Source organism: Brevundimonas sediminis (assembly GCF_048799765.1).
Lineage (GTDB): Bacteria > Pseudomonadota > Alphaproteobacteria > Caulobacterales > Caulobacteraceae > Brevundimonas.
Genome location: NZ_JBLYQK010000030.1, coordinates 16,849 through 27,862 on the forward strand (window position 1 = coordinate 16,849; position 11,014 = coordinate 27,862).

An 11,014-nucleotide genomic window follows, 5' to 3' on the forward strand; every position below is an offset into this window, starting at 1 on the left:
CACCAGATGCGGTCGCAGGGCCGTGCCCTTCATCCACTCCAGCACCGGCGCCGCGCCGGTCAGGGCGTGCAGATAGGTGGTCGACCAGATGTCGATGTCCTCGCACCCCCCGGCCAGCACGTCGTAATAGTCCGCGGGCTCCAGCAGCGCCTGGATGCTCTCCCGCTCCGTCAGCCGGTCGGCCCACGGCCCCTCGGTCCGCACCCGCCGCATGGTCCGGTAATGCAGGGTGTCCCAGGCCAGCGGCATCTGCACCGCGATCACCCCGCCCGGCGCCAGCAGCCCTGTCAGCCGCCCCAGCAGGGCGCGATGGTCCGGCAGCCACTGCAGCGAGGCGTTGGCGAAGATCAGGTCCAGCGGCTGTTCCGGCCGCCATTCGGCCAGATCCCCCTCGACCCAGGCCACATCATCGCCCAGCGCCCGCGCCTGCTCCAGCATGGCCGCGCTGGCGTCCACGCCGGTGACCCGGGCCTGCGGATGACGCCGCTTCAGCAGGGCGGCATGCTGGCCTGCCCCGCAGCCCAGATCGACGATCGTGCGGGGCTCCAGGTCGGCCGGAAGCCGCAGCAGCAGGTCCAGCGCCGGCCGATCCCGCTCGGCCCCGAACCGGCGATACTGTCGGGGGTCCCAGAGGGGCTGTGCGTGGCTCATAGGTGTGAGCATAGGCCGTCAGGGGCGGCGCCGGGCAAGTGATTGGTGGTTGGTGATTAGTGGATGGCTAACAGCCTGCAGCGGCACGGCCTGCGCCGCCCTTCCGCTGAAAGGAGCTCTGTGGTCTCGGCATTTGCCCGGCGCCTGGCCTTGGCTGGCGGCGGAGGGGCGGCGCGGACCGTGCGGTCGCTCACTGCCGGCCATCCACTAATCACCAACCACCAATCACTTCCCACGCGCAGACCGCACGGCAGACAGCAACACTGTTTCTGGGAGAAGCGTGGAAGGCGATGGTACAGCCTCTCAGGTTTGAACTGAGGACCTCCGGCTCCACAAACCGGCGCTCTAACCAACTGAGCTAAGGCTGCACATATCCGCGCGAGCGGCGTCTTTAGCTGCGTCGCCCCGGGGGATCAAGGAGGAATTGACGCGATGTGCGACGCCCTCCGGGACGGAGCCCGGAAAGTGATTGGTGATTAATGGCTGGTGGGTGGCCCGGACCGCAACCCGTGCCCACGAACCCGGGTCCCTGTCATCCGCCAATCACCAATCACTGGCCACTTTCCGGGCTCGCTGCCCGACCATCCGGGCGCCGCCCTGCCCGCTCGGCAGCCGCCCTCACCAGCCTCGGCTGGCGATGTACTGCTCCAGCTGGGCGATGCGGGTGCTGTCCGACGGGTGGGTCGAGGCGAACTCGGGGTTCGAGCCCTGCCGTTGCTGGGCCATCAGTCGCCACAGGGCGATCGACTCGGCCGGGCGGTATCCGGCGGCATGCATGTAGTCCACGCCCAGTCGGTCCGCCTCCAGTTCGTCCCGGCGCGAGAACGGCAGAAGCACGCCCAGCTGGGCGCCCAGGCCGCCGATGGCGCCCGCCGCCTGGCCGTAGTCGCCGGCGGCGCCCTGCACACCGCTCAGCACCAGACCGGCGGCGGCGTTGGTCGAGTAGCGCTCGGCGGCGTGGCGGGCGACGACATGGCCGACCTCGTGGCCCAGGACCGCGGCCAGTTGGTCATCGTTGCGGACCAGGGCCAGAAGGCTGGTGGTCACCCCGATCTTGCCCGACGGCAGGACGAAGGCGTTCGGCGCGTCGCTGACGAACAGGGCGTATTCCCAGCGCCGGTCGGCCAGGCCGGCGGCGTTGACGATGCGGCCGCCCACCGTCCGGATGCGGTTCAGGGAGGCGGCGTCGTTCGACGTCCGCTGGGTCCGCAGGGCCTCCGCCCAGGCGGCGTCCGACTGCTGGGTCAGGGCGCTGTCATCCACCAGGACGAACTGGTTCCGGCCGAGGGTGTCGTTGTAGGCGCAGGCCGACAGGGCGGTGGCGGCCAGGGCGGCGGTCAGGGTGATCAGGACGGGGCGTTTCATCGCGGCTTTCTCCGGAAGCTTGGCCGATTGAAACGTCATTCCCCGGGAAAGGCTCCGAAACAAGGGCCACGCCCTCGGCCGCCCAACGCAAAAACGCCCCGGAGCCGAGGCTCCGGGGCGTTCCTGTGGTCTGGTCGACGACCGGTCAGTCCGCGGACTGGAAGCGAACCGTGAAGTTCACCCGGGCGCCTTGGGCGGCGCCGTCGACGGTCCGCGGCGAAAGCCGGGCGCGACGGGCGCCGGCGACCGCGGCGGAGCCGAAACCGGCGCCTTGCGGATCTTCCGACACGATGTTGCAGTCCGACATCGAACCGTTGGCGTTCACCAGGCAGTTCAGGACCACGCGACCGCTGTCGATCCCCCGCGCCGAGGCGCGTTCCGGGAATTCCACCGTCGGCTGGCGAGCCCAGCTCGGGTTGGTGATGACCGACGGCCGCGGCGGAGCTGGCACGGGGGCCGGTTGCGGCGGGGTCGTGGTGATCACCGGCGGAGCCGTGTTCTCGATCCGGTCTTCCTTCTTCGTCGGCGGGGTTTCCACCGGCGGGACGGGAACGTTGGTCGGGATCGTCGCCGGGACGCGCACCTGCAGCTTGGGCGGCGGGGGCTCGTTGGTCGGCGGCGGCGGCGGCGGCGGCGGGGGCGGAGGCTCGGGCAGAGGCTCGATGATCTCCACATCCACCGCGTCGTCGGTGTACCGGATTTCCTTCAGCTTGAACTGCATGTTGACGAAGTAGATCGCCAGCAGAACGAACAGGGAGCAAACGACGAGCAGGCTGACAATCAGGACGCCGGGGGGAACCCCCATGAAGCCCTTCTTGCGCGGCGCGTCGTACCGGCTGCGGTGATATTCAACTGTGTCAGTCATGGATCAACCGTCTCCCTTACTGAGTCGACTGGTCTTCGCCGACCAGAGCCACGGAATAGAAACCGTGATCCTGGAGCGAATTCATGACCTGCATGAAATCACCATACCGGGTCGTCTGGTCCGCACGGATGAAGATACGCTCATCCGACGGCGGCTTGTTGCCGATCAGTTGTCCCAGTTCCGCACCGACCGAAGTGATGTCCACCTCGTCGTCACCGATGTACGCGCGACCATTGCTCTGGATCGACACGTAGAACGGCTTGGGCGGATTCTGCGCGGGCTTCGCGACCGCAGCCGGCAGTTTCACCTCCACCGACACGGTGGCGAGCGGAGCCGCCACCATGAAGATGATGAGCAGAACCAGCATGATATCAACGAAAGGCGTGACGTTGATGTCCGAGTTCTGCTCGATGGCGTACTTACCGCCGCCGCCGCCTGAAAGTTTGGCGGCCATCGGGTTTACGCCCCCTTGTCGAGGTTACGCGAGATGGCGTTGATCAGCTCGGCGTTGAAGCCGTCCGAACGGGTGCCGAACGCAGCGATGCGGGTGTTGAAGTAGTTGTAGAAGATAACCGCCGGGATAGCGGCGAACAGACCGATACCGGTGGCCAGCAGGGCCTCGGCGATACCCGGGGCCACGACGGCCAGGTTGGTCGTGTTGGTGTTCGCGATACCGATGAACGAGTTCATGATGCCGTACACGGTGCCGAACAGACCGATGAACGGACCGGTCGAACCGACCGAGGCCAGGAACTGCTGGCCGCCCGACAGGCGCTTGGCCAGACCCGACTGAACCGCCGACGTCGCTTGTTGGGCGCGCAGCAGGGCCGAGTCGGAGTGTTCGCCGGTGACCGAGAGGCCGGCCTGACGCGACAGTTCGATTTCGTCGGTGGCCGCGGCGGCCATGTCGGCCAGCGGGTTGCCGTCGAACTCGTCCGAGGTCGCGACCTTGCGCATGTCCGCGATGGTGCGGGCGCTGCGGAACGATTCCAGGAAGCGGTCGGTGGTGCGGTTCAGCGAGCCGAACTCGAAGAGCTTGATCAGCAGCAGGGTCCACGAGAAGACCGAGGCCAGGACCAGGCCGATCATCACGACCTTAACGACGATGTCCGCGTCCATGAACATGGTCGCGACGGTGAGCTTGTGACCGCCTTCGGCGGCCGGCTCTTCAGCGGCCGGAGCCGGGGTTTCAGCGGCCGGAGCCGGGGTGGCGGCGGCGTCGGCCGGAGCGGCCGTCGAGGTCGCCGCGGTCGGGGCGGCCGTTTCCTGCGCGAGGACCGGCGAACCGGCCATCAGGACGGCGGCGCCGGCCATGGCCAGAAGAATGTTGGTCTTTTTGATATCGAGCATAGTTCGCCAGTTCCTGCTTTGGTCTGACTCGTGGAACCCAGGGAGCGGACCGCTGTGCGGATCGCTCCCGATTGAAAATCTCGTCCGCTAGGCCGGGATTCAAAGAACCCCGATTGGCGGAACGCCTCCTGACGCTTCCGGTTGCCGAACGGCTCCCGGGGCGGTGTCGGCAGGCCTTGGGAAACCGTTTTCCCAACCCCTCCCGGCCGCTCGCAAAGGAAAGCGGTCAAGCTCCTTTGGCGAACGCATACCAGAGCGTCAAGTGCGCAACGCCGCTTTTCCCCTCGGGGGAGAGCGCGCGCGTTCATCGGGGAAGTTTCAGGTTGAAAGCGTCAATTTCATGATGGTTGGACGGAAGGTTCGACCCTTTTAGGGGGCGTCCGGATCATAGTTTTGGAATATTGCACCGCACAATGGAATTTCATTCCACGGTTGTCGCGCACCCGGGACGAGCCGACCCGTTAACCTGTATGAACGGGGTCATTCACACCAAACAACGATACATTTCAGTGTGACGCAGTTTGTCGCAGTTCGCGCCCGCGCCCCCTTCCCTCGACCGCGGCCCGGGCGCGCCTGTACGCACTATCCCTGATGCGGTCGCCGCAGGCGCGGGAAATCCGCGCGCGCGCCGGCGCCGGAACCGCAAGCCATCCTGATTTCAAGGGAGATGGTGCCCGGGGGCGGATTCGAACCACCGACACGCGGATTTTCAATCCGCTGCTCTACCAACTGAGCTACCCGGGCGCCGCGCCGAAGCGAGGGAGCGGGGTCTATAGACAAGCCCTTTCCCGGTGGCAAGCGCCTCTGTCAGTCTTCTTTGAAAGGACTGCGTTCGCCGTCATCCGTCGGCTCGTCCTCGCGCACCGGAATGGCGTAGCCCCCGGTGAACCAGCGCTGCAGATCGACGTCCGCGCAACGCTTCGAGCAGAAGGGTTTGTACTTGGGATCCGCGGGCGCGCGGGTGCAGATGGGGCAGGTCGCCATGGTCAGTCCGTCTCGATCACGGCGTCGGTGCGGGGCATCGCATCATCCGCCTTAAGATGGGCCCGTGGCCCCAGTTCCGCCACCCAGGGGGCCGCGAGGGCCGCCACCTCCGTCCCGGCCCGCAGCGTCACCCGCGCGCGACCGGTGTCCGACAGCAAGGCCAGTCGCAACGCCCGCACCGCCTCGCGCGCCGCCTGCCCGGGCCGCGGGACCCGACCGGCGGGATCAGCGTACAGCACCTCCTCCAGCGGCGTCCGGCTCCACGGCACGGACAGCATCAGCACGCCGAAGCGGTTCACCGGCCCGTACTGGATCGACGCCGGATCGACCGACCCGCCGGCGAAGGCGGCTGCGAACGCCGCGCGGGCCGCCGACTCGATCGCCTTGCCGTCATGACCGGCGCCGATCAGGTCGATGGCGACCAGACCGCCCCAGCGATTCAGCCCGATCAGCCGCGCCGCCTCGCGCAGGGCCAGCCGATTCGTCTCGTCCCGCGGGCGCGCCCGGCCCATGTCGTGGGCGTTCAGGTCGACGTCGACGGTGATCATGGCGCGGGTCCGCTCGACGTGGATGCGCACGCCGGGGCCGGTCGCCGGGGTCCGGGCCGCCTCGATCGCCCGCAGACCCGCCTCGATCGCCTCGCGACCGGTGACCGGCTCCACGCCCGGCGCCAGCCGCGCCAGCCTCTCCATAAGGGTCGGACCGGCGGCCAGCAGGCGCGGCTCCCCCTCCCCCGGCCCCAGACGCCGCGCCACCGGCGCCTTGTCCTCGCGGGTTTCGGCGCTGATCTCGACCACCACCTTGGCCCCGACCGGCGGGCTCTCGCCCCCCTTCACGGGCATGAAGGCCTCAAGCCCCGCGCCCAGATCCAGGAAGACGCCCTTCAGCCCCGGCGCGGCCTGCCGCACGCGCGCGACCGAGCGGGCGCCCAGCCGCGTCTGCGCCGGGTCTTCCGCCCGTTCCATGAGAATGTGTTCGGCGCGGCCGTTCCGTTCGACCACCGCCCTGAGTTCTCCGGGCGTGTCGTCCAGGAAGACCTCAAGCGTCACGGCTTCCAGCCCACGCCCTGCAGCAGGTTCACGCTTTCATACAGCGGCAGCCCCATCACGGCCGGATAGCTGCCGACCAGCCGGGTCACGAAGGCCCCGGCCCGGCCCTGGATGCCGTAGCCCCCGGCCTTGCCCTTCCATTCGCCCGAGGCGACGTAGCCGGCGATCTCGGCGTCGGACAGGACCTTGAAGGTCACCCGGGTCTCCACGACCCGATGGCGCACCTGCCCGCCCTTCGCCACGGCCACGCCGGTATAGACCCGGTGCCCCCGCCCCGAGAGCAGCTTCAGGAAGCGCACGCATTCCGCCTCGTCGGCGGCCTTTTCCAGAAAACGACGGCCCACGGACACCACGGTGTCAGCGGCCAGGACCACGGCGTCCGGCGCGCGGTCCGCGACCACGGTCGCCTTGCCGACGGCCAGACGCGCGGCGAGGCGCGGCGGCGTCTCGCCGGCCAGCGGGGTCTCGTCGATATCGGCGGGCTCGATTCGGTCGGGCTTGATCCCGACCAGCGCCAGCAGCTCCACGCGGCGCGGGCTGGCCGAGGCCAGCACAAGCTCAGGATGGCTCATGCGAGCCCGTCCTTACTTGAAGCGGTAGGTGATACGGCCCTTGGTCAGGTCGTAGGGGGTCATTTCGACCAGCACCTTGTCGCCGGCCAGCACGCGGATGCGGTTCTTGCGCATCTTGCCCGCGGTGTGGGCGATGATTTCGTGGTCGTTCTCGAGCGTCACGCGGAACGTCGCGTTCGGCAGCAGTTCGCTGACGACGCCGGGAAACTCGAGCAGTTCTTCCTTAGCCATGCGGCCTCTCACGCCCGTTGGATACGAGTAGACGACGCGCGCCGGGCGGCAGCGCACGCCGAAGGAGCGGCCATATGCCCCAAAATGCGGCGGTAGTCGAGGTCGCCCGCGATGCGGCGACTTAGGGATTAGGGACTAGGGACTAGGGATTAGGCAAAAACCAGCCACCCGGCCCCACCATTCTTCCTAGTCCCTAATCCCTAATCCCTAATCCCTTCGGCGCGTCAGCGCCGATAAAGCGCCGTCACCAGGGTGAACAGCCGCCGCGCCGTCTCGTGGTCGACGGCGATCTTGCCGTCCAGACGCGACTTCAGCAGTTCGGCGCCGTCATTGTGCAGACCCCGACGCCCCATATCGATCGCCTCGATCTTCGACACATCGGTCCCGCGCAGCACTTCATAATAGCTGTCGCAGATGTCGATGTAGTCCTTGATCGTCTTGTTCAGCGGCGACATCGACAGGCCGTGCGCCCTGGCGAATTGCGGGCCGGTGATGTCGAACACCAGCCGTCCGTCCTGCGACGACAGGGTCAGGGCATAGGGCCCGCCCGCCGATCCCGCGGGCTCGAAGCTGTTCTTCTCGACCAGATCGAAGATGGCGACGCGACGCTCGTGCTCGATCTCCGCCGAGGCCGCCGGCAGGGTGGTCGCGTCCAGGGTGATCGAGGTCAGGCGATGATCGCTCACGCGGCCCCCGCGCCGTTCAGGGCGGCTTCCAGCGACCCTTCCAGATGGGTCGGCGCCATCTTCGCGGGCCAGCGCTCGGACAGGTCGGTCAGCACCGCGTCCAGACATTCGACGTCGACCCTCAGGTCGCCGCCGCCGGCGAACATCAGGATGATCCGTCCGCCCGGCGCCTCGCCGGGTTCGAAATGCATGGCCAGCAGCTCCAGCGCATTCTCCGGTCCGCGCGGCAGGCGGCGGCTCTTCACCGCGATGACGTCGCCGAACTGCATGGCGGCCATCACCCGGGTCCCGCCGCATTCCCAGCAGAACCGGCTCAGGGTCACCGTCAGCAGCCGGGCGCCCCGCTCCCACACGATGTCCACCGGACGCATGATCGCGTCCTGCAGGGCCACCGAGATGATGTGCAGGTCGTCGGCGTCCTCGGCCAGCAGGCGCAGGGGCTCCATCGGCGACTTGATCGCCCTGTCCTCCACCGCGCCCTCGGCCTCAGTGCTCATTCGCCTCGCCCTTGATCCGCCGGATATTCGCGCCGCAGGCGCCCAGCTTCTCTTCCAAACGCTCGAAACCGCGATCCAGATGATAGACGCGGCCGACCGTGGTCTCACCCTGCGCGACAAGTCCGGCGATGACCAGACTCACCGACGCCCGCAGGTCGGTCGCCATCACCGGCGCGCCGTGCAGGACCTCGACGCCCTTCACCACCGCCTCGCCGGCGCCGACATGGATGTCGGCCCCCAGCCGCGCCAGCTCCGGCGCGTGCATGAAGCGGTTCTCGAAGATGGTCTCGCGGATGGTGCTTTCGCCCTCCGCCGTGGTCATCAGCGTCATGAACTGCGCCTGCAGGTCGGTGGCGAAGCCCGGATAGACCTCGGTCTCCAGATCCACCGCCTTCAGCCGTTGCGCCGGATCACGCTTCACGATCACCCCGTCCTCGGTCGGGCTGACCTCGACGCCGGCGGCGACCATCTTTTCGGTCAGGGCGGTCATCAGCTCCGGGCGGGCCCGGGTCAGGCGCACCTCGCCCCCGGCCATGGCGGCGGCGACGGCGTAGGAGCCCATCTCGATGCGGTCGGGAATCACCGACCATTCGGCCCCGCCCAGCGAGGTCACGCCGGTGATGGTCAGGACGTCGGTGTCGACGCCCTCGATCTTCGCGCCCATGGCGGTCAGGCAGCGGGCCAGGTCGCCGATCTCCGGCTCCCGCGCCGCCCTGCGCAGCACCGTCGTTCCGTTGGCCATCACCGCGGCCAGCAGGGCGTGTTCGGTCGCGCCGACCGAGACGAACGGAAACTCGATCTCGGCGCCCTGCAGCCCCCTGGGCGCACGGGCGGTGACATAGCCCTCGTCCAGCTCGATCTCGGCGCCCAGCGCCGTCAGGGCCTGCAGGTGCAGGTCCACCGGACGGGCCCCGATGGTGCAGCCGCCCGGCAGCGAGACCTTGGCCTCGCCCGTGCGCGCCAGCAGCGGCCCCAGCACATTGAACGACGCCCGCATCTGGCGGACCAGATCATAGGGGGCGAAGGTCGAGCTGATGGTGCGGCCGTCGAACAGGGTCTCCTGCCCGTTCGCGCCGTCGCGCTCGGTCACCTCGACGCCGAGGGCCTGCAGCAGCTTGCCCAGGAATTTCGTGTCCGCCAGACGCGGCATATTGGTCAGCAGCAGCGGCTGATCCGTCAGGATCGAGGCGGCCATCAGCTTGAGGGCGGAATTCTTGGCGCCGCTGACGGGAATCACTCCGTTCAGCCGGGCGCCGCCGGTGATGGCGATGCTGTCCATGTCGTCTCTTGCAGGCCGAAACGGGGGGCTTCGGCGGGTCGACTATCTAGCGCGGTCGACGGGGTCAGCGAAAGTCCGCCTGAACGCCCGGCGCGATGAACTTCAGTTGCTCGGTCTTGCAGGCTTCGCCGCGACCTTGCGGCGGCGCAAATTGTCCCGCAGCGCCTTGGCCAGACGCAGGGCCTTTTCGGCCCGGGCCCGTTCGGCGGCCTCGGCGGGCGCCGACGGCGCGGCGACCTCGGCGGCCGCGGCCTTCGATGGCGACTCGACCGGGGCCCCCGCCGGCACGGAAGGCATGACCTCCGGGGCGGCTGCAGCTTCGGGCGCGGTCGTGACGGGCTTGTCCATGACCCGGATCAGAGCCCGCCCCGCGCCCCGGCGCAAGACCCGGACACCGTTAACGCCGAGGTTCTCCACGATCGAAAGTCGTTGATCTGCGAACTTTTTGAAATCAGGGCTTCCCCCCCGCCGCGACGTTGGCTATAGGGCCGCTTCCTCGCGAACGAACTCGGTGGAGCCGCTCTTGCGGCGACGCTCAGAGTTCGGTCCGGAAAGAGTTTGACCCGTCCCTGGACGGGTCTTCGCCGCCGTAGCTCAGTGGTAGAGCGCATCCTTGGTAAGGCTGAGGTCGGCAGTTCAATCCTGCCCGGCGGCACCACTAAACAGAGGCCCGGTCCCCACGGATCGGGCCTTTTGTTTTGGCCGCGCGCCCTGCGACACCCCGTCCGCGACAGCGTGATCGCCCCGTGCTAGGTCCCCTCCATGCTCCGGCGCGCACAACTCCTGATGAACCGGCTCGGCCTTCTGGCCGTGATGCTGTTCGCCATGGGCGCGGTGTGGCCGGCGTCGGCCGCCGTGGCCCGCGTCGAGCCGGTGGACCCGTCGGTTCAGGCCGTCCAGGCCCGGGCCGCCGCCCCTCTCGCGCCGCCGTGCGAGGATCCGGCCTGCGAGCATTGCATCGGCGCCTGCGGCCACAGCTGCTGCCACGCCCCGCATGTGGCCTCGCCCCACGCCCCCGCCGCGCCGCTGGGCCTTCTGGCCCTGTCGCACGACGCCCCGCGCTGGACCTCCTCCGCCGGCGCGCCCCTGCAGGCCGCCCACGGCCTCGAACGCCCGCCACGGGTCTGATCCCGCGCGGCTGACCGCCGTGCGCCTCCCTCATCCTGATCAGACACCCGGCCCGCGCCGGCTCGCGCCCTGATGCGGCGCGCCCGCGGGCCCGAAGAGGACACCCATGACCACCCGCAAACACTGGCTGATGACCGGCGCCGCCGTCGTCATCGCCCTCGGCGCCGGGTTCGGCGTCGCCCGCCTGATGGCCCCGCCCGCCTCCCCTGAAGCCCATGCCGAAGGGCCGGAGGCGCCCGAAGGCTTCGTCGCCCTGACCGAGCAACAGGCGGCCGCCGCCGGGATCAGCCTGACCACCGTCGCGCGCGGCGGCGGGTCGGAGCTGCGCCTGCCCGGCCGCGTCGCCCCGGCCCCGGG

13 protein-coding genes, 3 tRNA genes and 2 pseudogenes are annotated in these 11,014 nt (G+C 68.9%); 3 read left to right on the forward strand and 15 right to left on the reverse strand.

The window, feature by feature from the left end:
• Positions 1-144: 144 nt before the first annotated feature.
• The 15 genes and pseudogenes from ACLQ7T_RS13480 to ACLQ7T_RS13550 all read right to left on the reverse strand — a co-directional run.
• Positions 145-663, reverse strand: a pseudogene (locus ACLQ7T_RS13480) (methyltransferase domain-containing protein); the annotation flags it as partial.
• 279 nt (positions 664-942) lie between these two features.
• A tRNA-His gene (locus ACLQ7T_RS13485) sits at positions 943-1,019 on the reverse strand.
• 250 nt (positions 1,020-1,269) lie between these two features.
• Positions 1,270-2,016, reverse strand: a complete 747-nt coding sequence (locus tag ACLQ7T_RS13490; protein ID WP_420479891.1) for a M48 family metallopeptidase — start codon at positions 2,014-2,016, stop codon at positions 1,270-1,272.
• A gap of 145 nt (positions 2,017-2,161) precedes the next feature.
• Positions 2,162-2,881: a TonB family protein gene (locus tag ACLQ7T_RS13495; protein ID WP_420479892.1), complete on the reverse strand. Its 720-nt coding sequence runs from the start codon at positions 2,879-2,881 to the stop codon at positions 2,162-2,164.
• A 16-nt stretch (positions 2,882-2,897) separates the two neighbouring features.
• Entirely contained in the window at positions 2,898-3,335 is a 438-nt protein-coding gene (locus ACLQ7T_RS13500; protein WP_420472264.1) for a biopolymer transporter ExbD, read from the reverse strand.
• 5 nt (positions 3,336-3,340) lie between these two features.
• A complete protein-coding gene (gene exbB, locus ACLQ7T_RS13505) occupies positions 3,341-4,231 on the reverse strand; it encodes a tonB-system energizer ExbB (RefSeq protein WP_420479893.1) in 891 nt (296 codons plus the stop codon).
• A gap of 668 nt (positions 4,232-4,899) precedes the next feature.
• Positions 4,900-4,975, reverse strand: a tRNA-Phe gene (locus ACLQ7T_RS13510).
• Positions 4,976-5,038: 63 nt separating this feature from the next.
• Positions 5,039-5,215, reverse strand: a complete 177-nt coding sequence (locus ACLQ7T_RS13515; RefSeq protein WP_420472262.1) for a DNA gyrase inhibitor YacG — start codon at positions 5,213-5,215, stop codon at positions 5,039-5,041.
• 2 nt (positions 5,216-5,217) lie between these two features.
• A complete protein-coding gene (locus ACLQ7T_RS13520) occupies positions 5,218-6,264 on the reverse strand; it encodes a S1 domain-containing protein (RefSeq protein ID WP_420479894.1) in 1,047 nt (348 codons plus the stop codon).
• On the reverse strand, positions 6,261-6,836 hold the full coding sequence (locus ACLQ7T_RS13525) for a Maf family protein (protein ID WP_420479895.1): 576 nt from the start codon (positions 6,834-6,836) through the stop codon (positions 6,261-6,263). Before ACLQ7T_RS13525 ends, ACLQ7T_RS13520 begins: the two co-directional genes overlap by 4 nt.
• 12 nt (positions 6,837-6,848) lie before the next feature.
• On the reverse strand, positions 6,849-7,067 hold the full coding sequence (infA, locus tag ACLQ7T_RS13530; protein ID WP_003164348.1) for a translation initiation factor IF-1: 219 nt from the start codon (positions 7,065-7,067) through the stop codon (positions 6,849-6,851).
• A 224-nt stretch (positions 7,068-7,291) separates the two neighbouring features.
• Positions 7,292-7,753, reverse strand: coding sequence for a UPF0262 family protein (locus ACLQ7T_RS13535; protein WP_420479896.1), 462 nt, complete (start codon positions 7,751-7,753; stop codon positions 7,292-7,294).
• Entirely contained in the window at positions 7,750-8,250 is a 501-nt protein-coding gene (locus ACLQ7T_RS13540; protein ID WP_420479897.1) for a DUF2948 family protein, read from the reverse strand. The genes ACLQ7T_RS13535 and ACLQ7T_RS13540 overlap by 4 nt, the downstream gene beginning before the upstream one ends.
• The gene (murA, locus tag ACLQ7T_RS13545) at positions 8,240-9,529 is read right to left on the reverse strand and encodes a UDP-N-acetylglucosamine 1-carboxyvinyltransferase (protein WP_420479898.1); all 1,290 of its coding nucleotides are present in this window, start codon (positions 9,527-9,529) and stop codon (positions 8,240-8,242) included. Before murA ends, ACLQ7T_RS13540 begins: the two co-directional genes overlap by 11 nt.
• A gap of 102 nt (positions 9,530-9,631) precedes the next feature.
• Complete coding sequence (locus ACLQ7T_RS13550; protein ID WP_420479899.1) at positions 9,632-9,877, reverse strand: hypothetical protein; 246 nt, start codon at positions 9,875-9,877, stop codon at positions 9,632-9,634.
• Positions 9,878-10,112: 235 nt separating this feature from the next.
• On the opposite strand from ACLQ7T_RS13550, the gene ACLQ7T_RS13555 reads away from it, so the two are divergent.
• The 3 genes and pseudogenes from ACLQ7T_RS13555 to ACLQ7T_RS13565 form a co-directional block, all read left to right on the forward strand.
• A tRNA-Thr gene (locus ACLQ7T_RS13555) sits at positions 10,113-10,187 on the forward strand.
• A gap of 104 nt (positions 10,188-10,291) precedes the next feature.
• Entirely contained in the window at positions 10,292-10,657 is a 366-nt protein-coding gene (locus tag ACLQ7T_RS13560) for a hypothetical protein (RefSeq protein WP_420479900.1), read from the forward strand.
• A 106-nt stretch (positions 10,658-10,763) separates the two neighbouring features.
• Positions 10,764-11,014, forward strand: a pseudogene (locus ACLQ7T_RS13565) (efflux RND transporter periplasmic adaptor subunit); the annotation flags it as partial.

Bases quoted from the DNA above. Each gene is read 5' to 3' on its own strand.
- ACLQ7T_RS13500 (WP_420472264.1), bottom strand. From the start codon at position 3,335: ATGGCCGCCAAACTTTCAGGCGGCGGCGGCGGTAAGTACGCCATCGAG.
- ACLQ7T_RS13525 (WP_420479895.1), bottom strand. From the start codon at position 6,836: ATGAGCCATCCTGAGCTTGTGCTGGCCTCGGCCAGCCCGCGCCGCGTG.
- ACLQ7T_RS13515 (WP_420472262.1), bottom strand. From the start codon at position 5,215: ATGGCGACCTGCCCCATCTGCACCCGCGCGCCCGCGGATCCCAAGTAC.
- murA (WP_420479898.1), bottom strand. From the start codon at position 9,529: ATGGACAGCATCGCCATCACCGGCGGCGCCCGGCTGAACGGAGTGATT.
- ACLQ7T_RS13490 (WP_420479891.1), bottom strand. From the start codon at position 2,016: ATGAAACGCCCCGTCCTGATCACCCTGACCGCCGCCCTGGCCGCCACC.
- ACLQ7T_RS13560 (WP_420479900.1), top strand. From the start codon at position 10,292: ATGCTCCGGCGCGCACAACTCCTGATGAACCGGCTCGGCCTTCTGGCC.
- exbB (WP_420479893.1), bottom strand. From the start codon at position 4,231: ATGCTCGATATCAAAAAGACCAACATTCTTCTGGCCATGGCCGGCGCC.
- ACLQ7T_RS13550 (WP_420479899.1), bottom strand. From the start codon at position 9,877: ATGGACAAGCCCGTCACGACCGCGCCCGAAGCTGCAGCCGCCCCGGAG.
- ACLQ7T_RS13540 (WP_420479897.1), bottom strand. From the start codon at position 8,250: ATGAGCACTGAGGCCGAGGGCGCGGTGGAGGACAGGGCGATCAAGTCG.
- ACLQ7T_RS13495 (WP_420479892.1), bottom strand. From the start codon at position 2,881: ATGACTGACACAGTTGAATATCACCGCAGCCGGTACGACGCGCCGCGC.
- infA (WP_003164348.1), bottom strand. From the start codon at position 7,067: ATGGCTAAGGAAGAACTGCTCGAGTTTCCCGGCGTCGTCAGCGAACTG.